The following is a 22,181-nucleotide window of genomic DNA, read 5'->3' on the forward strand; positions in this document are numbered from 1 at the left end:
AATTTTTACCTACTAGCAACAACTAGAGCCACTAAAAGCTTACCACAAATATACAATTAATTATGCATTGTTACTTACACGACCAAAGTTAGCAGGTTGCAAAGTAGGAATAATACCGTATAGGATTAAAAGAAACCAACCAATCAAAGCAACAAATATTCCTTTTCCTTCTCGTAACCATAACCAAACTAAATAACCGCCACCAATTTCACAAAAACCAGCGAGTAGGAAATAAAGTAAAGATTTAATGAGAGCCATTTTATTAAACTAATCATTTTTGGTCTAGATATGCAGTATAAAGAAGCAATTCTCTATTTACAAGAAACTGACCCAAAATTAAGCCAATTAATTAATAAAGTTGGGGAATGTCATTTTGCAAGTGCTACTCCTCAAACTAATTTGCTTTCTGCTTTAGTTTGGGCAATTATCGCGCAGCAAATTTCAACCGTTGCAGCTAATAAAATTTATCAAAGATTTCTCATTCATTATACCCAAGAAGAACCGCTTCAAGTCACGACTTTATTACAAGCGACAGATGAAGACTTACGAAGTATTGGGATTTCTCGTTTTAAAATTCGTTATTTAAGAAATTTAGCACAATTTATTTCAAGCAATGGCTCAATTTTCGATAATTTAGAAAATTTAGATGATCAAACTGTCATTCAATCACTTAGCGAAATTAAAGGAATTGGACAATGGACAGCACAAATGATTTTAATTTTTTGGCTACAACGTTTAGATGTTTTACCGTCTGGAGATTTAGGAATACGACGCGCTATTCAACATCTTTATGAATTAGAAAAGATTCCCTCACCTGAAGCAGTAACTAAAATTGGCGAAAAATGGAAACCTTATAGAACAATAGCTTCTTGGTATTTATGGCGCAGTTTATCGGATAGTATATTAGGGATTAATCTTTAGTTATTTTTTGAAAAAACTACAAATTAATTCACCAGGATCATTGATTTTAAAAGGAATACTTACACCCTTTTGCTGAATCCTAATTTTTTGCCGACAATCATATATTTCTATAGGTCGAACAATATTATTAACACTAATTGATGCTCGATATTCCCAGTAATTTTTTGCACTTCGTTTAATTGAAAGAATACAAACTAACTGTTCATGATAATTTCGACAAAAAGAGGCGTATGCAGAAGATGTGAAAAAGGTTAATATAATTAGTATTCCTAAAATAATTCCTTTAATTAGTTTCATGTCTATACTAGCTCGTGTATTAATTAGTTTGATTGGTCTTACGCTAATTACTTATTTATTGAGAGGTTTAGGGTTATTAACTTTTATTCCAGGAGGAGTCATTTTAATTCTAATTGCTTTATCGATTTTATTTGGAATTCTTTATGGGGTTGAAAAGACAAGACGATTCTAATTAAAAATCTATATTTTCTGCAAGAGTATTCAAAGTTTTATTAAGCCATTGAGCGTTATTTTTTCGATGGATTGGAACTTCTATAAGTCTGATTCCGTTTTCAGGAAGTGGATTGAGTAAATCTATTAATTCTGACCATTGATGAATTAAATAATAATCGACTCCATAAGTATGACAGAGTTTTTTAAAGTCTATATTTTGTGGCGTTGCGAAAAAATCTTCAAAAGGTGGCTCAAATTGAGAAATAGATAACATTTCAAAAATTCCACCACCATTATTATTAATGACAATAATCGTTAAAGATCCAATAAATTTTTGTTTAATTAAAAATCCATTAGTATCATGTAATAAGGCGAGATCTCCCGTTAATAAAACACTCTTGTTATTTTTATAACTGATACCCAGAGCGGTTGATAATGTTCCATCAATACCATTAGCTCCTCGACTAAAATAAGGATAAAATCTTTGAGAATTAGGCATCCAAAAAAATTCAACGTCTCTGACGGGCATACTATTAGCGATAATGATAGGTGTTTGGGCGGGTAATATTTGAGGAAGCAACCATGCAACTTTTCCTTCTACTAACTGATTTTCCTCAATCATCATTTTATTCATTTTTTGTTGAATTTTTCGCTCTAATTCATGCCATTGTTTAGCATAAATAGATAGGGTTAAATTTTGAGTTTTGGGGAGTGTTTCGGTTAATTGTTCAAGGGTAGTGCGTAGATGAATAGTTTTGCCGTGTAAAGCATCTAAATTATCCGCAGAAGTAGTAATGATCCAACGAGTTGGGTTAATTTTTTCTAACCAAGTTCTTAACTCTTTACTGGTGGGAAGTTCGCCAATTTGAATAACTATATCTGGGGTTAGTTTTTGAGCAATTTCTGAATTTCGTAAGATGATATCATAGGTAGAAATTAAATAAGGATTAAGATCAGCGTAATTTCGTATAGGTGATAAAGCTTCGGCTAAAACAGGATATTGTAAATGTTGGGCTAAAGTTGCGATCGCCTGACAATATTCTTGTGGAAAATAAGACTGATCGACACCTGCAATAATAATTCCTTTTTCTAATGATTGCCATTGCTCATAAGGAATTAAAGAAAATATTTGAGGAAAAGTAACTTGTTGAGGGGGAATATGCGAGAAAAATGTTTCTTGATTCCATTGTAATTGAATTGGAATTGTTTCAGGTTGCGGAATAGGGGGTAATGGATCACGCAAGGGTATGTTTAGATGAACGATACCAGGGATGGGATCAAGCGATCGCCTCCATGCGTGTATGATGGTTTGACGAAGATAGGAGAGTCTTTCTAAATTCGCTTCTGGGGTGGCTAATTCGGCTTGCCATGTGGGATAATGACCATAAAGTCGAAGCTGATCGATGGTTTGTCCTGCGTGACAGTGACGCAACTCTGGGGGGCGATCGGCTGTCAATACCAGTAATGAAACTCGACTTTCTTTCGCTTCGATAACTGCGGGATAAAAGTTAGCCCCTGCTGTACCTGAAGTGCAAACCAAAGCTACGGGTATTCCCTGTTGTTTGGCGAGTCCAAGGGCGAAAAAAGAGGCTGATCGTTCGTCTAAAATGGGTATAGCATCAATGTTGGGATGTTGTGCGAATGCGATCGCTATTGGTGTAGAACGAGATCCAGGACAAATGACGGCGGTTTTTAGTCCCAGACGATGCAAGGTTTCTACTAAAACTGATCCCCAAAGGGTATTAATGTTGCGAAAATCTATAGTCATTCAATCGTGAGAAATTATTTTTGAGGAATAGTTTTTTTAGGGTAAGTCTTGTAAAATTAATTCTAGTCGTTTTTGGGCAGTGTCTAGGGCTTCTTCTGGACTTTTTTCACCTAAAAGAGATGATTCGATCGCTCTCCCTAAATTTTCTGATAAGTGATTGTAGCCTAGCATAATTGGACGTGAGCGAACCCATTTCATTTGTTGTAAAAAAATATTTAAAACTGGATTTTCTTTAACAAAAGCTTGATATTCTTCACTCTGCTCAGATTTTAAATTAATGGGTAAATATCCTGTTTTAATTGCCCAAGGGGTTTGAAATTCTTCGCTTAATATATATTCTAAAAATTCTAAACACGCTTTTTCTCTCAGGGGAGTTGTTTTAAAGACAAATAAGTTCTCTCCTCCTAACACAGTAGCAGATTTTTCAAGTTTAGGTATCGGAAAAGCATCATAATCAATTTTTGTTTGGTTCAGTTGACCTAATGTCCAAGGTCCTGTAATCTGCATCGCTACTTTACCATTAATAAAATTATCTAATTCATAACCTCTTTCTGGTGGTGATAAAATAGCTAAGTTATTTTTCACTAAATTTGAACCAAATTCTAACGCTTTAATTGTTCCATCTTGAACTAAATTAAATTGATTATTTTGTCCGAATTCTGCACCAGCACTATACATCAACGGCAACCAGACAAAAACAACCCATTCTTCTTTTCCTAAAGATAATAACATTCCATGCTGATCTATTTTGCCATCACCATCAAGATCTTTTGTTAATTTTTCTGCTGCTTTTTGTAATTCTTCCCAAGTTTGAGGTATGGTTTGAATTCCTGCTTCTTTAAATAAACTGGGTCGATAGAATATGGCAGTATTATTAGTAGCGAATGGAATCGAATAAATCTGGCGATTCAGTTCCATTGTTTCAAACAAGCTAGGAATAATTTCTGTTTTTCTAGGAGAATTATTCAACCATTTTTCAAGGGGTATGATGGCATCTAGTTCAACTAATTGACTGGTTAATTGTGGAGTGTACCAAAGCATATCGGGGGGCTGTTTTCCGACAATAGCCGTTAATATTTTAGGAAGTTGTTGATCGGGTTGTCCAATGTAAAAATCCTCAACTTTGATATCAGGGTGACTTTGGTTAAATTTATTTAATAGTTTGGAAAATACCTCTCGATTTGGCGGTGGATTTATTCCATGCCAAAAAGTTAATTTAGTTATATTTTGTTGCTCTTTCTGGGGAACATCACAACTTTGTAATATAAAAATATTAAAAAATATTACAATAATTATTAATAAAGGTTTTAAGAAAATTTTCATATTTTTTATGAGATTTTTAGATAATTATGACTGATTTCTGTTCTTGTCTAATTTTACGTCTAAAAGTACCGTTAGATAAAGTTAAAATTAATGTTGTCAGTTATTATTATCAGTGTTTCCGTCTTCTCGTTGTGGCAAGAAGAAAGATAAATTGTTAAAATGAAAAAGATTAAGCTTCAGGAGTAGTTTTCATGTTTTTTGATGAATTGCAACCGATTATGAAAGAACTATTGCAACAGCCAATTGCTTTTGCTGGAGGCTTTTTCTCTGGTTTACTTCGGTTGAAAGTGACTGACGAACCTTTAAAAAATTGGTTAGAACAACAGGGAATGACCAATTATTCAGATAACAATAATTCTAATAATGGGAACAGTCCTCAATCGATTAACATTGACTAATTCAGCTTTTTGGGTTTGGAAACCATTGTTTATACAGGGTTTGGTTTCCAAACCCCTACACTTTTATTATATATAATCTGTATTTTATTAGTTTGAGAACTGCTTTAACCCTACTGAGGTTTTAGTTTAGATTTTTTTAATCTTTCGATGGCTCTATTTCTTGAAAAATTTGTTATCTTTTGAAAAAAGAAATCTGTCATCTTAAGCCGAAAATGAAACATTCAGTGATTTTTCATCTTGCCATTCCGATTTCTGATATTCAAATCGCAAAAGCTTTTTATTGTGATGGATTAGGATGCAAAGTTGGGCGCGAAAACACTCAAGCACTCATTCTTGATTTTTATGGACATCAAGTTGTAGCCCATGTTACCCATGAATCTCTCACCCCACAAAAAGGAATTTATCCTCGTCATTTTGGCTTAATTTTTACGGATGAAAGCGACTGGGAAGCTTTAGTAAATCGAATTAAAGAACAAGCAATATCTTTTTATATTGAACCTAAATTGCGCTTTTCGGGTCAATTAACGGAGCATCGCAGCTTTTTTATTGAAGATCCTTTCTACAATCTCCTAGAATTCAAATTTTATCGTCATTCAGAGGCTATTTTTGGCGGACGCGAGTTAACGGCAATTGGCGATCGCGTGTAAAAATCTTAAGATTATTAGGATAAAAAGAGGTCAATTCAGCCCATATCCGACAATATAAATTAATCAGTTAGGATATAGAAATTAGGATAATTCAGTTATGACAATTCTTTTAGCAGGTGATATTGGTGGTACTAAAACGATTTTACGTCTGGTTGATTCGGAAACAATTATAGAACCTGGATTACCGGCTCAAATTACTTTAGCGGAAGCTCGATACACCAGTCAAGATTATCCCGATTTAGCACCGATGGTAAAGGAATTTTTCGCACAAGCTAAAGCTCAAATGGGTTCATTACCCGTAGTAGAAAAAGCTTGTTTTGGCATTGCTGGCCCTGTTATTAATAATACATCTGAACTAACTAACTTGAGTTGGTCATTGAGTGCAACACGCTTACAACACACTTTAAATATTCCTACTATTCATCTAATTAATGACTTTGCAGCAATTGGCTATGGTATTCTAGGTTTGAGCGATGAGGATATTTATACCTTACAAGAGGGAAAACGCAATAAAAAGGCTCCCATTGCGGTTCTTGGCGCAGGAACGGGTTTAGGGGAGTGTTTTTTAATTCCTTTATCCAATGGTCGCTATCAAGTTTATAGTAGTGAGGGTTCTCATGCTGATTTTCCGCCGCGTTCAGCCTTAGAATTTCGCCTTTTGACTTATATTCGATCGCTGTATAATATTGAACGTGTTTCGGTCGAACGGGTTGTCTCTGGACTAGGTATTACAGCAATTTATCAATTTTTAAGAAGTCAGGATGGTATGTCGGAAACGCCAGCCATGAGAAAACACTATGAGACATGGGAACGAGAACTCAGTAAGCCGGATATTGAAGCTACTATAGATTTAGCGGCTGAGGTGTCGAAAGCTGCATTATCCCAAAATGATGAACTTTGCGAACAAACAATGCGCCTGTTTATCGAAGCTTATGGCGCAGAAGCGGGAAATTTAGCCTTAAAAATACTGCCTTATGGTGGGGTTTATGTGGCGGGCGGAATTGCACCTAAGATTTTACCTCTTTTGAAAGAAGGACATTTTATCAAAACGTTTCATAGTAAAGGTCGTATGCGTCCTTTAATGGAACAAATGCCAGTGTATGTCGTTCTCAATCCTAAAGTTGGTTTAATCGGTGCTAGTTTATATGCTGCATTAATCGATTAGACACCAAATGATAAGGACTTACGATATCTGTTCTAGCATTACTAGATCATCACGTAAGCCCCCTATTTATGATATAATGATTTTCCCTAGCGGGCGACGACAGTTGCGACGGCTGTTTTAGATGGAGGTTGAGGTTGGAGATCACGCAGACTGGGGAAGAGGAAGTGGTTTTCCTCGACATACTGCGCTCCAAACAAACCTTTCTCCGCCCAGAAATAGCGATCGGTTGTATGTTCGTTCCGCTTAACTACTAATAATGCTGGTGGACTTATACCAACAGATTGTATATATTTTCTTGCGGCTGTTACTGGTTTATCTTCGCCGCTTTCAATACTATACTGGGGTACTAGCTCCAGAATCTTGCGTCCTTCTTGACGACGGCGACTCTTGCGTTTCCGTTTTCTTGCCAACCCTATTACCTCCTATTTCGGCTAATCGCTGTAATCATAGTTACAAAAGCCGTTGCAATTATATCCGTTCTATCTTAGAAAATCAACCATTTCTCTAAGCATAAACTGAATTGCAAAAGTTGGCTAGAATGTTTACTGAGTCTAGACTGAAAACGCCATTTATTTCCTTGGTATTCCGTAAAATTGATACAAAACTTATTAATCCTTAATTTTTTCTTAATAAACTATTAGTACAAACGCTCAGTAACAGCTTTATGTCTCATTCCCCTCCTGTGTCGATGAGCCCAAGTCCAGAATTTATAGCTTTGTGTGAAACGCAAATCGCTTTACTCACACAAGAGTTACAAGCAGCTTGGGGGATTGTCTATTTAACAAAGGGATGGGTTAACAGTCGGGAAACTCAGTTAATCCCAGTGGTGGTTTATCCGTCTAAAGAATCGGTTGGGTATGGCAAGGAATCGAATCAAGAGTTACCTAAAATTGAAATAAAAAATTCTTCACCTTTAGCTCTACTGGGGAATAATTTAACAGAAATTGAGGATAAATTTACAAGTTCGTACGAAGATCATACTAAAGAAAGACAAGTTATATTACCTTTGGTTTATGAACAAAAAATAATGGGATTGTTAGTCACTCGACGCAATGAACGAGAGTGGAATGAGCAAGAAATAGAACAGATTGCTAAAATTGCCCAAACATTAGCCCTTGCGTGTTTTTTGGATCAACGACAAAAATGGTATGAAAAACAATTACAAGAACAAAATGAGCAAAAAGAATTAGAACGCGATCGCCTAGATAATTTACTTCATCAATTAAGAAATCCGTTAACAGCTTTAAGAACTTTTGGCAAGCTTTTATTAAAACGTTTTTTACAAGATGAGAGCAATCAACCGATTATTAAAGGAATTTTAAGAGAAAGCGATCGCCTACAAGAACTCCTAGAAGAATTTGAAGCAGAAATCGCACAAAAAACCCAAGATACACCAACGATTGAATTATTACCCGAAGATAAAAAAGCGTCATCAGTACGATTTCTTTTACCGAGTTCTTCAGTTACTCTAGAATCTATTTCAGTAATTGATCTTATTGATCCTCTCATTAGTTCAGCAAAAGCGATCGCACAAGAGAAAAAAATTACGTTTATCTCGGATATCCCCACTAATTTACCGCTTGTTCAAGCCAATTCTAAAGCTTTACGAGAGGTTTTGAGTAATTTAATCGATAATGCTTTAAAATACACACCAGAAGAGGGAAAAGTTACCATTACTGTAGAACTTTTTCCAACAACTTTAAAGATTTTAATTAGTGATACGGGTTATGGAATTCCAAAAGAAGATTTAGATCATCTTTTTGAACGACATTATCGCGGTATTCAAGCACAAGGAACAATTCCTGGAACGGGTTTAGGATTAGCCATTGCTCATGAATTAATCGAACAAATGGGGGGAGAAATTGAGGTAATGAGTCCGATATCTAATAATCCTAATCTTCCAGGAACAACCTTCACAGTCTGTTTAAAACGGTATATATATCCTTTATAACCTAAATTTAATCCGATTTTTTATGACCATGAAAACGAATTCCTAAGAAAACGTCATAAAGAAAACTCCAAAAGTTTTTTCTTTGCCATAAACCCAGACATTGATCACAACCTTTTGCATCTAAAAGTGATTTGGTAGCATAGTAAGCGGGTTGATATTGATACCAAGGTATCGAAGGCCATAAATGATGAATTAAATGATAATTTTGCCCAAGAATTAAAACATTTAAAATCTGACTCGGATAAACTCGCGCATTTTTCCAACGATTAGTTTCTTTAAAAGGACGATGGGGCAAATAATCGAAAAATAAACCTAAAGCAATACCGACGACTAAAGCTGGCACAAACCAGAAATTCATGATATAGCCAATAAATCCGTAATGAATCCCCAGAAATACGATCGTAAAAAGAAACAAACGGCTTAAAAACCACTCTAAAAGTTCATATTTTCGCCACAAACGACGTTTGAAAAAGAAAATTTCATGATAAAAAAAGCGTGCCGCAATCATCCATAAAGGGCCACCAGTGGAAACAAAATGATCGGGATCGTTTTCGGGATCATTAACGTTACCATGATGTTGTAAGTGTACCCTAGTAAATACAGGAAAAGCAAAGCCTAACATTAATGCGCTACCATGACCAAGAATCGCGTTAAGAATGCGATCGCTATGGGCTGAGTTATGTGAAGCGTCGTGAATAATGGTTCCAGACAAATGTAAAGCTAGGACGTTTGAGCAAAAACAAAGCCAATCTGGCCAACTCCACAACCAATAGCCACAAGTAGAACATATAATCAGCATTAGTGCTGTAATAAACATTAGAACGGTCGGATTAAATCCACCAGGTGCTTTTAAAAATTCCTTGGGAACGGTTAGCAGCGTTTCGGCCGACTGCATTGCTGTTTTTGCTCCTTACATTACAAATTGCTTGTTTACCCGCGTAAATTATAATACAACGCCATTTTAATAAACTTTTGTAACATTATTTTAATTAATATGTAAATGAGTAGACAATAAGCAAATCATAATTACCAAATCTGACAAAAATGACGACTCAGATACCGTATGATCTTGAAAAAAGATTGTTGACACGGGGTTCTATGAGTGATTTGTCTGTTTTTGAGTTTGATGTCGTTACGGTGAATGAAACAGGAGAGAGGATAAAAAGCGATCGCTCTTCTAAGCATTTTTGGACAGAAGACCTAGGCAAAAACATTCTTTTAGAAATGGTATCTATTCCATATGGAATGTTCTTGATGGGTACACCCGAAACAGAAATAGGATGGCATTTCTCACAAAGTCCTCAACATCTTGTGACAATACAACCTTTTTTTATGAGTCGATATCCAATTACTCAGGCACAATGGCAGGCAATTGCTAAGTGTCCTCAAGTTAACATAGATCTTAATCCTTATCCAGCAAATTTTGAGGACAATGATCGACCAGTCGAACAAATTAACTGGTATGAGGCGGTAGAATTTTGTGCTAGATTATCGCAAAAGTGCGATCGTATTTACCGACTACCTACAGAAGCAGAATGGGAGTATGCGTGTCGTGCCACTACTATTACACCGTTTCATTTTGGCGCAACAATTACAACCGATTTAGCGAATTATTCTGGCGTAAACTGGGAATATCAAGGGAAAGTGTGTAATCATGGTGCATATGGACAAGGGCCACAAGGAGAAGATCGACGGGAAACAACCCCTGTAGGCTATTTTGGTGTTGCTAATGCTTTTGGACTATCCGACCTACACGGTAATGTTAGAGAATGGTGTGCTGATCATTGGCATAATAATTATGAGAATGCGCCCCCCGATGGCACAGCTTGGCTCGATGGTGGTGATAGCAGTAAGCGTGTACTAAGAGGTGGGTCTTGGAATGTTGGCCCGATTAAATGTCGATCGTCCTATCGGGTAAAATATTCGGCTGAGGCTTCTTTATATGATGTTGGTTTCCGTGTCGTCTGTAGCTAAAATTGAATGAATGTTATTCTTTCGGCGATTATTCCGGTTGGCCTTATTATTTTTCTTGGTTATGTTGTAGGTCGAACTTTACGCCCAGATGTACAGAGTCTTTCTCAAATCTCTGTTTATATTCTAGCTCCGGCATTAGTCGCCGACGGTTTATATCAGACGACGCTATCGGGACAAAATGTCATTATTTTGTTATTAGGTTTTGGGATACTTTCGGTTTTACTGTATGGTTTAGTTTGGCTCATTGCTAAACTTTTTCATCTTTCACCCTTAGTGCAAAAAAGTCTCATGGCAACCACGATTTTACCAAATAATGGCAATATGGGGCTTTCTATTACGAGTTTTGCTTTGGGTGCAGCAGGATTAGAACGAGCAATTATTTATATGATTGGTTCTAGTATTTTATTATTTGGTGTCGCTCCTGCATTACTCAAAGGCAAAGGCTTTTTAGATGGTATACGGGTTGTTTTAAAGTTACCGCTTATTTGGGCGATGTTATGGGGAATTAGTTTACGGGTTTTTGCGGTTCAACTTCCTTTTGAGATAGATAAAGCGATCGCAGAATTAGGACGGGCTGCTATTCCAGTCGCTTTAATTATTTTAGGTATTCAGTTAGCGAGTACTCGTTTAGCCATTGGTAAATATGAACTGTTTGCCGCATCGTTGCGTTTAATTTTAGCCCCTTTTGTTGCTTGGGTTTTAGGAATGGCTTTAGGATTAAAAGGACTTGATGCACAAATATTTATTATCCAAAGTGCGATGCCAACCGCCGTTAATACCGTAGTTTTAGTTACAGAATTTGGCGGTGATGCGCCCAGAGTTGCTCGTACTATTGTTGTGACGACTCTCGGCAGCTTTTTGACAGTTCCCTTCATTTTATGGCTGGTGACTCGCTGAATCAGTATCAATACTTACCGAATTTCTGAGGCGATCGGGCCAGAATGAATAAACCTAAAAACCCATAAAAACCACAATTTTATCGAATTTTTCCGATGTTATCCCATATCGCGTCTTTACAAATTAACCCTCTTCAAGATCAATACCTTAAGGTTGAACTTTGAATGCCGATGTTTACTCCTATAGGACGTTGCCAGATCTTTAACATTTTCAGTAAGATAGGTTATTATATGTAAAAATTAGTTACATTAGCTTGACATAGTCCCTTTAATCTGTAATTAAAACATAAACCCTATGACCTCTATTTCAATTGCTCAACTATCCACCGAAGCTTTAGCACTAGACTTTCTTCATTCTTCTGAAGGGAACTGGAAGTCACAACGTCGTTACTACACTCTTAAACAAGAAACAGAACCCCAAGAAGTCGTCAGTTATATTACCATTCGTAACTTAGTGCAAGGCTGTCCAGAATTAATCAAACTTGCTAATTTACATGACTTAGAAGACGAAAATGCTATCTTAGGCGGTAGTATTGTCACTTGGGAAAGCAACTATATCAAACCTAGCCGTCAACCCTTAAAAGGATCAACCATATTTGGTATTCTTGGCGATATTTTGTATCGAGATAAAGGTTTTGCGACGGATAAACCTGTCACAGCTATTTATTCTATGACGAACCCAAACACTCTTTGTTTAAGAACTGAGTATGGTGGTTCTGTTTTTGAAGAAGAAATCAAAATGATTAATCAACAGTATCGCACTCGTCAGACGATTATTTCCCGTGCTGGTGAAGAGATTATGGTTACTCAGTATTTAGAAAATCGGATTTAATGGTGATGGTGGGACTATTCCCACCTACAAATCATTAACGCCAAATCATGGAAAATCGTCGGAAAATCGCCCGAAAATACATAACTACTGGAAATTGATAGTATTCGATGACGAGCCAAATAATACAGGATAAATGGGCGAAAAACGTGACGATACTCCACACCATAGGTAGCCATGATAGAGGACTATTGGGTATCGGTGGAAAGAAATAAGCGGCTAAACTAACGATTAAAGTCGGTAAAAAAACAAATATCGTTGCTGCTATACCGTAAACTAATTTTCCTTCTGTGCCTTCTCTAGGTACACCTTTCCAACTTTGCCCCGTCCAATACCAAGTTAGAGATAGCTGACTATCTGCCATACTTAGGGTTTGTTGTTCTTCATTTGCAGTAAAGATGTGGCGACAAAAATTACACCCCATAGCTTCCATTAAGGGTAAGGGTGTGATTTCCCCATGACGACACACAGGACAGGGATACGCCCCATAATAGTTTAAGATATTTTCTGACTTGGTCGATTCCAACATTACACTCATGTTCTGCTGTTTCTTTTAGCTTATCTTAAGCTAAGTTAGACGGTGTAGAAAAAGAGTCTTTTAGTTGTTTGAGTTGATGCTGTAAGCTAGTCTGTATTTCTGTGCGAGAGATTTCAACGCCATCATTAAGATTTCCTGACTTTTCTAGAAAGACGATACTATCAATTTGTCCGAGTGCGAACAGTTGGAATAGTAAGTGTGTGACAGGAATAGCCACAGAATTCGCAGTATTTTGATATTGTGCGGCATCTTGCGAGGTACTAAAAGCATAAATGACTTTTTTCTCTATTTTTGGTTGATGGCGATGACTCAAGGTATTAATTATCCAGTCTCCTGCTTTATTTTGTAAAATGTAATATTCTTCGTGTCGTAGCTGTTGAGCGAAGGCAACTAAAACAGGTATAACGGCTTTTTCCATCACTTTAAACGGAATTCCATATTGAGGGGCTTCATCCGCTAAAATTTTGAGTTGTTTTTTTAATTTCATCATTGATTAAGTTAAAAAATAAGCGTAAAATCAAAACAATTTTTCTTAATTCTAACGTTAATATTTCGGTTTTAAAATTAATGGAGCAATTTCTACTTATTTTTGTGGGCGGTGGTTTGGGGAGTATTTGCCGTCATTTGGTAAGTAAGTTTGTTAGTCAGTCTTTTGAAGGTTATTATCCTTTTGGCACATTAACGGTTAATCTTATTGGCTGTTTTTTAATCGGTGTATTGATTGGAGTAATCGAAAAATATAGTATTCATCAAAATTGGCGTTTTCTTTTCGTGACGGGTTTTTGTGGCGGTTTTACGACTTTTTCGACTTTTTCTTATGAGAATTGGATATTTATGAGAAATTTACAATATAAGGCTCTATTTTCTTATGTTTTTGCTAGTTTGGTTGGGGGCTTTTGGGCGACTTTTTTCGGATTTTGGTTGGTGAGAAAATAATTATGTAGGAATTTGTTCTCTAATTTCCACATTATAGTTAATCGTTAAGCAAAGTAAAATATATACTATAATAAAAAAACTGAAGAGAAAAAAGGTAGCTTAAGAAATGAGTAAACCGTTGCGGGGTGATTACAAAGTATCAGGTATAGAAAAAATATATAAAGAGTGTAAAGACCCAAAAATTAAAGAAAGATTATTAGCGATTAAAATGATTTATAGTGGGGAAAAAATAACTGATGTAGCAGAACATTTAAGTTATAGCCACAAAACAGTATATAAGTGGGTAGACTCATGGAATGAGTTGGGAGTAGAAGGATTAAAACCTCAACAAAGAGGAAAACCAAGAAAACCTTACTTAACAGAAGAAGAATGGACAAAAATTATCGAAGAGATTAAAGATAAAGGCTATAATTTACAAAAATTACAAGAGTATGTCTTAGAAACTAGAGGAGTAAATTATACTTATAAAGGGATTTGGACTATGGTAAGGCGAAAACTAAAAGTCCCTTACGGTAAGCCTTATATAATTAACTCAAAGCAATCGGAAACAGCAGAAAAAGAATTAAAAAAAAACTAGAAGATGTTTTTGAAAAAATTGACTCCTTAGATTTTGTCATCGGATTATTGGACGAGAGTAGTGTTTCGGATTGTTCGGGAAAAAGTCGAGTATTAAATACTGAAAAAGTAACTACACCTATTAACTATAAATCAAAGCGTTTATATAGTTTATTTGGTTTTCTAAGTTTAAATGGAGAAAGTCTATGTAAGTCCACTCTTAGCTGTAAAAAAGAGGATTTTTTAGAATTTTTACAACAGCTCCGTCTCATTAATGCTCAAAAAACCTTAATAATAGTTCAAGGGTAATGCTTCTACGCATAAAGCCAAAGTTGTTAAAGAGTATTGTGCTAATAACAAAATTATCCTAGTGTACTTACCGCCTTATTCAGCGAACCTTAACCCTATAGAGTATTGTTGGAAAGATGTCAAGAAAAAGTTAAGCCAGTTTTATAAAATGATAGGTGAAGAGCTAGAAAGTAAAGGACAAGAGATAACACAAGAATTTCTTAACTTACGTCGAGACAGTTATACAAAGAACTGGCGAGAAAGATTTTGTATTTTACTTAACGATTCACTATAATAGGGTTTGGAGACCAAACCCCTACAAAAATCATTAGGTTTGAAAATCCGTTACTTCTAAGACGGGGCCAATCATTGCTATAGTCATGATATCTTCGCGTATATTACCCGTAACGGTTACTTTAGATTGGGTTTTTTTTAATTGTGCTGGAGGATTATACAACTCGTAGGTTGTCCCCATATCAGTAATTAACGCCCAAACTCCTACACCAAAACCAGATTTCTCGACTTTTCCGGTGACTGTAATACTCATGCGGTTCTTTCTTCCCCTTTCATGGCTAAACAGGCTAATCCTAGACAGAGTAAAGCATTCACGCCTAAAAAACATCTCGCTAGGGTATCTTGTCCTAACCATATTACACCTGGGGCAAATACCGCACTAGCGCCTAAACAAACGGCAACACCGACGGTTGTACCAATAGCAAACCATTTCCATTGAGGATGACCTAAAAGTAGAGCAATCAGACAAAATGGAATAATTACACTGGCAAAAAATGGGTTAAACCAAGGGTTTCCTTGAATAATATTGCCTAACTCTGGTAAAGAACTTCCCATAACACGGAATGGCCATTGTGGCAAGTCAAAGATATAAAATCCTCTGAGGAAAAATAGTCCAGAACTTCCAAAAATTAAACCGGTACTGAGTGGCCATGTCCAGTTAAAGGGAAAATAGTTCCGCAAAAACCAAGCAAATAAATAGGAACCTAATACCATTGCTATTTTAGGTAATAGTGCGGCTGCTCCGCCATCAATCCAAAAACGAGGATTAAGATAACCACTATCTCTTAACCAACGAAAGAAATCTTTAAAGGTAATTTGTCCTTTAATAGCTAGTTGGACGGCGGTTGCTGCGTCGAGTTGTCCCGCGCCATAATGATTAAAGGGATCTTCTTTTACTTGACGGGAAGACTGTTTTAAGACTTTTAGGACTTCTTCGGGTTCGAGTTTTTCATTAGATGCTTTAATTAATGCTGCGACACCTGCGACGTGAGGTGCAGCCATACTCGTACCTTGAAACTCAGCAAAAACGGGTTTATTTGTATCGGGATCAATGGTTTCTTGTAAGATTTTGCCTTCAGGAGAACCACCAGGAGCCGAAATATCAACACCTGCACCATAATTAGAATAGGGGGCTTTTTTGCCAGTGGGATCGAGTGCAGAAACACTAATTACATGGGGATAACGTGCGGGATAAGCGGCAGCATTTTGGTTCGAGTTTCCAGCAGCAGCAACGATGACTACACCTTTACTGTAAGCATAATCGATCGCCTCTTTTAAAACCTGAGTATCGCCCCCACCACCGAGACTCATATTAATTACATTAGCACCGTGATCCGCCGCAAATCGGATCGCTTCGGCAATATCAGTAATGGTACCTCCACCCCCACCCGTAAGCACTTTCAGGGGCATAATTTTGGCTTTGTAGGCGATCCCTGCGACACCATAGTTATTATTAGTCGATTGTGCGATCGTACCTGCTACGTGTGTACCATGTCCATTATCATCGGCTGCGTCGATGCGATCGTTTACAAAATCGTAGCCCTCGACAAATGCAGTTTCTTCTAAGTCGGGAACTTTCGATACACCTGTATCAATTACGGCTACGGTGATTCCGTCTCCTTGGGTTTCTTCCCAAGCGCGTTCTATATTAATACTGCGAAAGTTCCATTGTTTGCTATAGTCTGGATCGTTGGGGACTTCAAAAGCTTGATAGATATAATTTGGCTCGATCGATTCTACATACTGTTTAATGGGTGAGCGTCGTAATTCTTTTAATAGTTTCTGATCGCCGTTTAGTGTGTAGATGTGTTCATTGATCGAAAATATACTGTTTAGATTAGGGGTTTGATTATATTGTTGTGCGATCGTTTCGAGTTGCTGACTCAGAACAGTTGAGGGGATATCTTCTCTAAAATTAACAATAATCGAGTTATAGTCTCCTTTTGCTGCCAATCCTTTAAAATTGACTAGAGCTACTCCTAACCCGACGATAAATAGGCATAAAAGTAATAGTTTCTTCATCGCATCTGCCCACTACCTTTGAGACTTGTATCCAAACCAGCATAACTTATTGAGCCAAAATTTGACTATAAAATTTTATTGAAGAAAATATTTTTTGTTTTAGGAAGATTTCTGGCAATTCCTAGCTAATTTTTTTAGTTTCTTAATCGATTATTATTTTTAACTCACTTGTCTCTACAATTTATCCAGATTTTTAATGAGTTCGATTATATCAATTTATACAATCAAGAAGTCTAATAACAGTTATGTTTAATTAGTGGAGTAATCAGATTGATTTCTCACTAAAAATGCACAATTTGCATGATTAATATCCCAAAGTGGGAATAATCAGAACAAAGTGTATTATAAACTACATCTTGCCGAGAGAAATCTAAAGACGATCAAAATAGACAGACTATAAAAAATCGTAACCATTAACCAACGGAACGAAAAGCAAAATTCTATGACTGACTCAGTAAAAACCTTATGTCCTTATTGTGGTGTGGGATGTGGACTAGAAGTCACCCCCCCAGCAGGCTCAGGTAGAGCCACCAATCGAGATAGTCAAGGAAACCCGATCTGGAAAGTAGTAGGCGATCGCTCTCATCCGTCGAGTCAGGGAATGGTCTGTGTAAAAGGTGCAACAATTGCGGAATCGCTCGACAAAGACCGTTTAAAATATCCCATGATGCGGGACTCACTCACAGAGCCTTTTCGTCGCGTCAGTTGGGATCAAGCTTTGGACCAGATCACCCAACAAATTCAATCGGTCTTAGCCACACAAGGGGCTGACGCAGTTTGTATGTATGGTTCAGGTCAATTTCAGACTGAAGATTACTATGTCGCTCAGAAGCTCATTAAAGGCTGTTTAGGAACCAATAATTTTGATGCTAACTCTCGTCTGTGTATGTCATCCGCCGTCGCTGGTTATATCCAAAGCTTGGGATCAGACGGGCCGCCCTGTTGTTATGATGACCTAGAATTAACCGATTGTGCTTTCCTAATTGGCACTAATACCGCCGAATGTCATCCCATTGTTTTTAACCGTCTTCACAAATATCTCAAAAAGAACACACGGGCAAAACTAATCGTTGTTGATCCGCGAACCACCAAAACAGCCGAAGCAGCAACCCTTCATCTTGCCATCAAACCAGGGACCGATATAGATTTACTGAACGGAATCGCACATCTTTTAATGCGTTGGGGTAAATTTGATACCTTTTTCATCGATGAATGTACAACTGGTTTTACTCAATACGCAGAAGTCATCCGCTACTATACCCCCGAAGTGGTCGCCCGTAAATGCGGAATTCGCATCGATCATTTAGAAGAAGCCGCCAAATACTGGGCAGAATCAGAAAATGTCCTATCACTTTGGTCAATGGGTGTCAATCAGTCCTCGGAAGGAACCGCCAAAGTTTGCTCAATTATTAATCTACACCTGATGACGGGAAATATCGGTAAACCAGGGGCTGGCCCTTTTTCTCTGACAGGACAACCGAATGCAATGGGAGGACGAGAAGCGGGAGGACTCAGCCACCTGTTACCTGGATATCGTTCTATCAAAAATGCTCAACATCGAACCGAAATCGAAAAACTCTGGAATCTGCCAGAAAATAGGATTTCATCATTTCCGGGGCGAGATGTTTGGCGTATGATTACCGGTTTAGAAACTGGGGATGTCGGTTTCTTATGGATTGCGGCAACCAATCCCGCCGTTAGTATGCCTGATCTAGAACGAACAAAAGCGGCTTTACTCAAGTCTCCTTTTACCGTGTATCAGGATGCTTATGATCCCACTGAAACCGCCGCCTATGCTCATGTTTTACTTCCGGCTGCACAATGGGGAGAAAAAACCGGTACAATGACCAACTCAGAACGAGTAGTCACCCTCTGTCCTAAATTTCGTGAACCCCTAGGAGAAGCAAAACCAGATTGGGAGATTTTTGCAGAAGTAGGTCGTCGTTTAGGTTTTACCGAACAGTTTAACTTTAAAACATCGGCTGAGGTACATCGAGAATTTGTACAACTTACTCATCGTCGTCCTTGTGATATGACGGGTTTAAGTTATGAACGTTTGCAGCAAGAAGGACCTATTCAATGGCCATGTTCAATAGAAGAATTAAAACAGACCAACAATTCTTTAAATAATACTACGCCAGGATTATTTTCTGGATTATTTAAAGGAAAAGACGAAAAAACCAAAGCAAAACGCCTTTATACTAATTGGAAGTTTAACACACCCGATGGACGTGCTAAATTTGTCGCTTTCCATGCCAAAGGTTTAGCAGAAATTCCCGATGCACAATATCCATTTGTTTTAACAGTGGGTAGACTTTATGGACATTGGCACACTATGACTCGCACGGGACGGATTGAGAAAATCAATAAAATGCACCCCTTACCATTTATTGAAATTCATCCCAAAGATGCAGAAAGATTGGGCTTTAAAGAAGGACAATTAATAGAAGTGCGATCGCGTCGAGGAAAGGCACAGTTTCCCGCTATGATTACTAAAGCAATTACTCCTGGCTGTGTTTTTGTTCCCATGCACTGGGGCGCACTTTGGGCGGATGATGCTGAAGCTAATAGCCTAACTCATCCAGAATCTTGTCCAATTTCCCTAGAACCTGAGTTAAAAGCTTGTGCGGTTCAACTTGTAGCGGTTACAGCTTTACCGAAAACCGAAAACAGTCAACCTACCCAATCTACTCTAACAGCCCAACTTGCTTCTATGTCTCATTAAAGAATGTCTAATTATGGCTCATTTTTTCCAATTTGAAGCAGATTTCGCGGAATCACTGCGGTGTATTCCGATGCTGGTTAGGATGAAACTTGATACTTGCGGTGTGAAGTTAAAACTAACTCATTGGAATCAGTTTACCCCAGAAGAACGACAAACATTAGTGACAATGGCTTGTCTGACTCCAGAAGAAATACAAGCTTATCGCACTTTTGTACAACAATTAGTTACATCAAAAATCGGTCAACCCGCCGGAGAATTACCCACTGAAGAACATCCACCTTGGCTAAATCATAAAGTCATTCCCGAAATGGTTTTAGAAAAAGCAACAGAAGTTAATGTAACAATTACGCCGCAACAATGGGAAAACTTAACCCCTCTAGAACGTTTTGCTTTAATTAAATTAAGTCGCAAGAGTCATGAAAACCAGAATTTTTACCCCGCATTAAAGGAATTTAAGTTAATTTAAGCTGTTTTTACGTTTTTGAAGAAACAAAAATTAACGAGAAAAGTAGTTTGTGATACCTAACGCTGTCAACAATTTTGTCACTCTACTTTCATCAACCTGTTATTTGGGTAAATCATGACTGAAACGGTCTATCTTGCTGTAAATGGCGGATTAATGCGGGGAATGGATGCTAACGAAAGATTAATCGCGGTTAATGCAACTTTTGTTCAAGAAGCGACAACCGATCCCATATACCGTCTGTTTACGATTGATGATCGCTATCCCGCTATGCTGAGAGTATCAGAGGGTGGAAATGCGATCGCTGTTGAAATTTGGGCTATTCCTCAAGAGGGTTTAGCTGAAGTTTTAATCGGAGAACCCCCAGGATTATCTATTGGAAAAGTTCGTTTAGCAGACGGTAAAGAAGTTTTAGGAGTCCTGGGCGAAGCGATCATGTGTACTCAAGAACGAGAAATTACACAATATGGCGGTTGGAGAAAATACTTAGCACACGTAGGAGTTTAATCATGGGCTGTTATATTGAAGCAAATCCTTATTCCTATCCCTATAATGGTGATTTACGCCCAGAAAACACGGTTTTGATCATTATTGATATGCAGACGGATTTCTGTGGAATTGGCGGATATGTCGATCAGATGGGTTATGATTTATCTTTGACTCGTGCGCCGATCGAACCAATACGAAAATTACTTGCGATCTTGCGCGAAAAAGGCTTTCATATCATACATACCCGCGAAGGACATCGTAGTGATTTAGCCGACTTACCCGACAATAAACGCTGGCGTAGTCGTCAAATAGGTGCAGGAATCGGCGATGTTGGTCCCTGTGGTAAGATTTTAGTACGAGGTGAGCATGGATGGGAAATTATCCCAGAATTAGCCCCAATACATGGAGAAACGATTATAGATAAACCGGGTAAAGGCTCATTTTATGCCACTGATTTAGATCTCATTCTCAAAGGAAAAGGAATTCAAAATATTTTACTAGCAGGAATTACTACCGATGTTTGCGTTCATACGACAATGAGAGATGCAAATGATCGAGGGTACGAATGTTTGTTACTTTCTGATTGTACAGGAGCAACAGACGAAGGAAATCATTTAGCTGCTCTTAAGATGGTTACAATGCAAGGAGGGGTTTTTGGTGCGGTGGCTGACTCAGAAGCAGTAATTAAAGCAATTTCTTAGATTATCTCACCTTTTCTTCTGTTACTAACGTCGCTCCGAGCCATTCTCCTTTCTCGCTATAACTTCTAATAATGCGCTGTCGTCGTGTGGGAGAAAGTAACCAACCCATTTCTAAAACAAAACGATGACGCGGTTTAACCGTTAATGGGGCGTTAATTGATGCACCATCGGGTAATAATAAAATCTGTATTTGCAACTCGCTTTCTTCAAAGAGTAACCGCGATCCATCGATTCTAGCACTAGAACGAATCGTCATTCCTTCCCCATAGGTTAATTGTTGAGTAAGACCCTCGCTTCCTTGACGTTCTATACTAAGATGAGTCTGATATTTTTCTGGCGATCGTAAATCAGGATAAATTGTCGTGGCTTCTCCTTGCCAAGTTCCTAACAATTGATCTACTGTAAGTAAAGGTCGTTCTGGCTCGCTTGTATTGGCTAATTTTTCCCGAATCAGGGTAATTTTATTAAGTTGACTATCGTTATTGAATAAAATGACTATTCTTAAGCGTCTTTGTTGTTCGATTAATCCAAATTCTGCACCAAACTCGGAAAATGGCCCCCATTGCATGGAACCTTGAGAAAAAGCCCCATTTTCAAAAAATAAAATGCTACGATTTAAAGAACGATAATCTAATACTAAATCTTGTGGCGGTTTATCTGGATAAAAACGACGTACAACTTGATGAATAAGTGTGTTGTTTTCCAACCCTTCTAAAGAAACCATCGTCGCTGTATCTTCTATTATTTCCCCAGTTAGAGATAAGCGAGTAAATGATCCCTGCCATTCACCAAGATTTTTAAGTAGACATTCCCATTGAGTAAGCATAACTTTAAGATTATTAATGGAT

25 protein-coding genes and 2 pseudogenes are annotated in these 22,181 nt (G+C 37.5%); 16 read left to right on the forward strand and 11 right to left on the reverse strand.

The features are described from left to right. Positions 1-75 precede the first annotated feature (75 nt). Positions 76-258 (reverse strand): annotated as a pseudogene (locus tag C7H19_RS12890) (YnfA family protein); the annotation flags it as partial. Positions 259-288: 30 nt separating this feature from the next. Between C7H19_RS12890 and C7H19_RS12895 the strand changes: the two are divergent. Further along, positions 289-921, forward strand: a complete 633-nt coding sequence (locus C7H19_RS12895; protein WP_106457290.1) for a DNA-3-methyladenine glycosylase family protein — start codon at positions 289-291, stop codon at positions 919-921. Here C7H19_RS12895 and C7H19_RS12900 read toward each other — a convergent pair whose 3' ends face one another. Continuing rightward, a complete protein-coding gene (locus tag C7H19_RS12900) occupies positions 922-1,218 on the reverse strand; it encodes a hypothetical protein (protein ID WP_106457291.1) in 297 nt (98 codons plus the stop codon). Between C7H19_RS12900 and C7H19_RS25690 the strand changes: the two genes are divergently transcribed. Next, positions 1,217-1,390 carry a hypothetical protein gene (locus C7H19_RS25690; RefSeq protein ID WP_181280601.1) on the forward strand — a complete coding sequence of 58 codons (174 nt, stop codon included), beginning with the start codon at positions 1,217-1,219 and terminating at the stop codon, positions 1,388-1,390. The two genes, C7H19_RS12900 and C7H19_RS25690, sit on opposite strands and share 2 nt — an antisense overlap. Here the strand turns inward: C7H19_RS25690 and menD are convergent, their stop codons facing one another. Both menD and C7H19_RS12910 read right to left on the reverse strand, forming a co-directional pair. Further along, positions 1,391-3,139 (reverse strand): 2-succinyl-5-enolpyruvyl-6-hydroxy-3-cyclohexene-1-carboxylic-acid synthase, encoded by a 1,749-nt coding sequence (menD, locus tag C7H19_RS12905; protein ID WP_106457292.1) that lies wholly within the window; start codon positions 3,137-3,139, stop codon positions 1,391-1,393. 36 nt (positions 3,140-3,175) lie between these two features. Continuing rightward, positions 3,176-4,462, reverse strand: a complete 1,287-nt coding sequence (locus tag C7H19_RS12910; protein WP_106457293.1) for an ABC transporter substrate-binding protein — start codon at positions 4,460-4,462, stop codon at positions 3,176-3,178. Positions 4,463-4,653: 191 nt separating this feature from the next. Here C7H19_RS12910 and C7H19_RS12915 point away from each other — a divergent pair, with 191 nt between their 5' ends. From C7H19_RS12915 to C7H19_RS12925, 3 genes are all read left to right on the forward strand, one after another. Then, complete coding sequence (locus C7H19_RS12915; RefSeq protein ID WP_106457294.1) at positions 4,654-4,860, forward strand: ssl0294 family protein; 207 nt, start codon at positions 4,654-4,656, stop codon at positions 4,858-4,860. 212 nt (positions 4,861-5,072) lie between these two features. After that, positions 5,073-5,507, forward strand: coding sequence for a VOC family protein (locus tag C7H19_RS12920; RefSeq protein ID WP_106457295.1), 435 nt, complete (start codon positions 5,073-5,075; stop codon positions 5,505-5,507). Positions 5,508-5,604: 97 nt separating this feature from the next. After that, the gene (locus tag C7H19_RS12925) at positions 5,605-6,672 is read left to right on the forward strand and encodes a glucokinase (protein WP_106457296.1); all 1,068 of its coding nucleotides are present in this window, start codon (positions 5,605-5,607) and stop codon (positions 6,670-6,672) included. Positions 6,673-6,758: 86 nt separating this feature from the next. On the opposite strand, the gene C7H19_RS12930 is transcribed toward C7H19_RS12925, so the two are convergent. Beyond that, a complete protein-coding gene (locus C7H19_RS12930; protein WP_106457297.1) occupies positions 6,759-7,082 on the reverse strand; it encodes a DUF3155 domain-containing protein in 324 nt (107 codons plus the stop codon). Positions 7,083-7,336: 254 nt separating this feature from the next. On the opposite strand from C7H19_RS12930, the gene C7H19_RS12935 reads away from it, so the two are divergent. Next, positions 7,337-8,623: a GAF domain-containing sensor histidine kinase gene (locus C7H19_RS12935; protein ID WP_106457298.1), complete on the forward strand. Its 1,287-nt coding sequence runs from the start codon at positions 7,337-7,339 to the stop codon at positions 8,621-8,623. 7 nt (positions 8,624-8,630) lie between these two features. Here C7H19_RS12935 and crtR read toward each other — a convergent pair whose 3' ends face one another. After that, the gene (gene crtR, locus C7H19_RS12940) at positions 8,631-9,518 is read right to left on the reverse strand and encodes a beta-carotene hydroxylase (protein ID WP_106457299.1); all 888 of its coding nucleotides are present in this window, start codon (positions 9,516-9,518) and stop codon (positions 8,631-8,633) included. Between the two features lie 203 nt (positions 9,519-9,721). Between crtR and C7H19_RS12945 the strand changes: the two genes are divergently transcribed. The 3 genes from C7H19_RS12945 (at position 9,722) to C7H19_RS12955 (ending at position 12,325) form a co-directional block, all read left to right on the forward strand. Beyond that, positions 9,722-10,597: a formylglycine-generating enzyme family protein gene (locus C7H19_RS12945; RefSeq protein WP_106457300.1), complete on the forward strand. Its 876-nt coding sequence runs from the start codon at positions 9,722-9,724 to the stop codon at positions 10,595-10,597. A 6-nt stretch (positions 10,598-10,603) separates the two neighbouring features. Beyond that, positions 10,604-11,494: an AEC family transporter gene (locus tag C7H19_RS12950; RefSeq protein WP_106457301.1), complete on the forward strand. Its 891-nt coding sequence runs from the start codon at positions 10,604-10,606 to the stop codon at positions 11,492-11,494. A gap of 294 nt (positions 11,495-11,788) precedes the next feature. Next, complete coding sequence (locus C7H19_RS12955; RefSeq protein ID WP_106457302.1) at positions 11,789-12,325, forward strand: phycobiliprotein lyase; 537 nt, start codon at positions 11,789-11,791, stop codon at positions 12,323-12,325. Positions 12,326-12,359: 34 nt separating this feature from the next. Here C7H19_RS12955 and C7H19_RS12960 read toward each other — a convergent pair whose 3' ends face one another. Then, positions 12,360-12,851, reverse strand: a complete 492-nt coding sequence (locus C7H19_RS12960; protein ID WP_106457303.1) for a hypothetical protein — start codon at positions 12,849-12,851, stop codon at positions 12,360-12,362. A gap of 34 nt (positions 12,852-12,885) precedes the next feature. After that, the gene (locus tag C7H19_RS12965) at positions 12,886-13,347 is read right to left on the reverse strand and encodes a hypothetical protein (RefSeq protein ID WP_106457304.1); all 462 of its coding nucleotides are present in this window, start codon (positions 13,345-13,347) and stop codon (positions 12,886-12,888) included. 80 nt (positions 13,348-13,427) lie between these two features. Between C7H19_RS12965 and crcB the strand changes: the two genes are divergently transcribed. From crcB to C7H19_RS27205, 3 genes and pseudogenes are all read left to right on the forward strand, one after another. Continuing rightward, a complete protein-coding gene (gene crcB / locus C7H19_RS12970; RefSeq protein ID WP_106457397.1) occupies positions 13,428-13,796 on the forward strand; it encodes a fluoride efflux transporter CrcB in 369 nt (122 codons plus the stop codon). A 106-nt stretch (positions 13,797-13,902) separates the two neighbouring features. Continuing rightward, a complete protein-coding gene (locus C7H19_RS12975; protein WP_106457305.1) occupies positions 13,903-14,373 on the forward strand; it encodes a helix-turn-helix domain-containing protein in 471 nt (156 codons plus the stop codon). Between the two features lie 297 nt (positions 14,374-14,670). Then, positions 14,671-14,934, forward strand: a pseudogene (locus C7H19_RS27205) (transposase); the annotation flags it as partial. Positions 14,935-14,967: 33 nt separating this feature from the next. Here C7H19_RS27205 and C7H19_RS12990 read toward each other — a convergent pair. Both C7H19_RS12990 and C7H19_RS12995 read right to left on the reverse strand, forming a co-directional pair. Continuing rightward, a complete protein-coding gene (locus C7H19_RS12990; protein WP_106457308.1) occupies positions 14,968-15,186 on the reverse strand; it encodes a hypothetical protein in 219 nt (72 codons plus the stop codon). Further along, a complete protein-coding gene (locus tag C7H19_RS12995) occupies positions 15,183-16,955 on the reverse strand; it encodes a S8 family peptidase (protein ID WP_106457309.1) in 1,773 nt (590 codons plus the stop codon). Before C7H19_RS12995 ends, C7H19_RS12990 begins: the two co-directional genes overlap by 4 nt. A 442-nt stretch (positions 16,956-17,397) precedes the next feature. Here C7H19_RS12995 and C7H19_RS13000 point away from each other — a divergent pair, with 442 nt between their 5' ends. The 4 genes from C7H19_RS13000 (at position 17,398) to biuH (ending at position 21,333) form a co-directional block, all read left to right on the forward strand. Further along, a complete protein-coding gene (locus tag C7H19_RS13000) occupies positions 17,398-19,680 on the forward strand; it encodes a molybdopterin oxidoreductase family protein (protein ID WP_106457310.1) in 2,283 nt (760 codons plus the stop codon). A 13-nt stretch (positions 19,681-19,693) separates the two neighbouring features. Next, positions 19,694-20,146, forward strand: coding sequence for a nitrate reductase associated protein (locus C7H19_RS13005; RefSeq protein WP_106457311.1), 453 nt, complete (start codon positions 19,694-19,696; stop codon positions 20,144-20,146). A gap of 114 nt (positions 20,147-20,260) precedes the next feature. Then, positions 20,261-20,650, forward strand: coding sequence for an allophanate hydrolase-related protein (locus C7H19_RS13010; RefSeq protein ID WP_106457312.1), 390 nt, complete (start codon positions 20,261-20,263; stop codon positions 20,648-20,650). A gap of 2 nt (positions 20,651-20,652) precedes the next feature. Next, positions 20,653-21,333 carry a biuret amidohydrolase gene (gene biuH, locus C7H19_RS13015; RefSeq protein WP_106457313.1) on the forward strand — a complete coding sequence of 227 codons (681 nt, stop codon included), beginning with the start codon at positions 20,653-20,655 and terminating at the stop codon, positions 21,331-21,333. A gap of 1 nt (position 21,334) precedes the next feature. Here biuH and C7H19_RS13020 read toward each other — a convergent pair whose 3' ends face one another. Further along, positions 21,335-22,159: a DUF3598 family protein gene (locus tag C7H19_RS13020; protein ID WP_106457314.1), complete on the reverse strand. Its 825-nt coding sequence runs from the start codon at positions 22,157-22,159 to the stop codon at positions 21,335-21,337. Positions 22,160-22,181: the final 22 nt, after the last annotated feature.

It is taken from the genome of Aphanothece hegewaldii CCALA 016 (assembly GCF_003007785.1).
Taxonomy (GTDB): Bacteria; Cyanobacteriota; Cyanobacteriia; order Cyanobacteriales; family Microcystaceae; genus Chroococcus; species Chroococcus hegewaldii.

Bases quoted from the DNA above. Each gene is read 5' to 3' on its own strand.
- C7H19_RS12895 (WP_106457290.1), top strand. From the start codon at position 289: ATGCAGTATAAAGAAGCAATTCTCTATTTACAAGAAACTGACCCAAAA.
- C7H19_RS25690 (WP_181280601.1), top strand. From the start codon at position 1,217: ATGTCTATACTAGCTCGTGTATTAATTAGTTTGATTGGTCTTACGCTA.
- C7H19_RS12900 (WP_106457291.1), bottom strand. From the start codon at position 1,218: ATGAAACTAATTAAAGGAATTATTTTAGGAATACTAATTATATTAACC.
- menD (WP_106457292.1), bottom strand. From the start codon at position 3,139: ATGACTATAGATTTTCGCAACATTAATACCCTTTGGGGATCAGTTTTA.
- C7H19_RS12910 (WP_106457293.1), bottom strand. From the start codon at position 4,462: ATGAAAATTTTCTTAAAACCTTTATTAATAATTATTGTAATATTTTTT.
- C7H19_RS12915 (WP_106457294.1), top strand. From the start codon at position 4,654: ATGTTTTTTGATGAATTGCAACCGATTATGAAAGAACTATTGCAACAG.
- C7H19_RS12920 (WP_106457295.1), top strand. From the start codon at position 5,073: ATGAAACATTCAGTGATTTTTCATCTTGCCATTCCGATTTCTGATATT.
- C7H19_RS12925 (WP_106457296.1), top strand. From the start codon at position 5,605: ATGACAATTCTTTTAGCAGGTGATATTGGTGGTACTAAAACGATTTTA.
- C7H19_RS12935 (WP_106457298.1), top strand. From the start codon at position 7,337: ATGTCTCATTCCCCTCCTGTGTCGATGAGCCCAAGTCCAGAATTTATA.
- crtR (WP_106457299.1), bottom strand. From the start codon at position 9,518: ATGCAGTCGGCCGAAACGCTGCTAACCGTTCCCAAGGAATTTTTAAAA.
- C7H19_RS12945 (WP_106457300.1), top strand. From the start codon at position 9,722: ATGAGTGATTTGTCTGTTTTTGAGTTTGATGTCGTTACGGTGAATGAA.
- C7H19_RS12950 (WP_106457301.1), top strand. From the start codon at position 10,604: ATGAATGTTATTCTTTCGGCGATTATTCCGGTTGGCCTTATTATTTTT.
- C7H19_RS12955 (WP_106457302.1), top strand. From the start codon at position 11,789: ATGACCTCTATTTCAATTGCTCAACTATCCACCGAAGCTTTAGCACTA.
- C7H19_RS12960 (WP_106457303.1), bottom strand. From the start codon at position 12,851: ATGTTGGAATCGACCAAGTCAGAAAATATCTTAAACTATTATGGGGCG.
- C7H19_RS12965 (WP_106457304.1), bottom strand. From the start codon at position 13,347: ATGAAATTAAAAAAACAACTCAAAATTTTAGCGGATGAAGCCCCTCAA.
- crcB (WP_106457397.1), top strand. From the start codon at position 13,428: ATGGAGCAATTTCTACTTATTTTTGTGGGCGGTGGTTTGGGGAGTATT.
- C7H19_RS12975 (WP_106457305.1), top strand. From the start codon at position 13,903: ATGAGTAAACCGTTGCGGGGTGATTACAAAGTATCAGGTATAGAAAAA.
- C7H19_RS12990 (WP_106457308.1), bottom strand. From the start codon at position 15,186: ATGAGTATTACAGTCACCGGAAAAGTCGAGAAATCTGGTTTTGGTGTA.
- C7H19_RS12995 (WP_106457309.1), bottom strand. From the start codon at position 16,955: ATGAAGAAACTATTACTTTTATGCCTATTTATCGTCGGGTTAGGAGTA.
- C7H19_RS13000 (WP_106457310.1), top strand. From the start codon at position 17,398: ATGACTGACTCAGTAAAAACCTTATGTCCTTATTGTGGTGTGGGATGT.
- C7H19_RS13005 (WP_106457311.1), top strand. From the start codon at position 19,694: ATGGCTCATTTTTTCCAATTTGAAGCAGATTTCGCGGAATCACTGCGG.
- C7H19_RS13010 (WP_106457312.1), top strand. From the start codon at position 20,261: ATGACTGAAACGGTCTATCTTGCTGTAAATGGCGGATTAATGCGGGGA.
- biuH (WP_106457313.1), top strand. From the start codon at position 20,653: ATGGGCTGTTATATTGAAGCAAATCCTTATTCCTATCCCTATAATGGT.
- C7H19_RS13020 (WP_106457314.1), bottom strand. From the start codon at position 22,159: ATGCTTACTCAATGGGAATGTCTACTTAAAAATCTTGGTGAATGGCAG.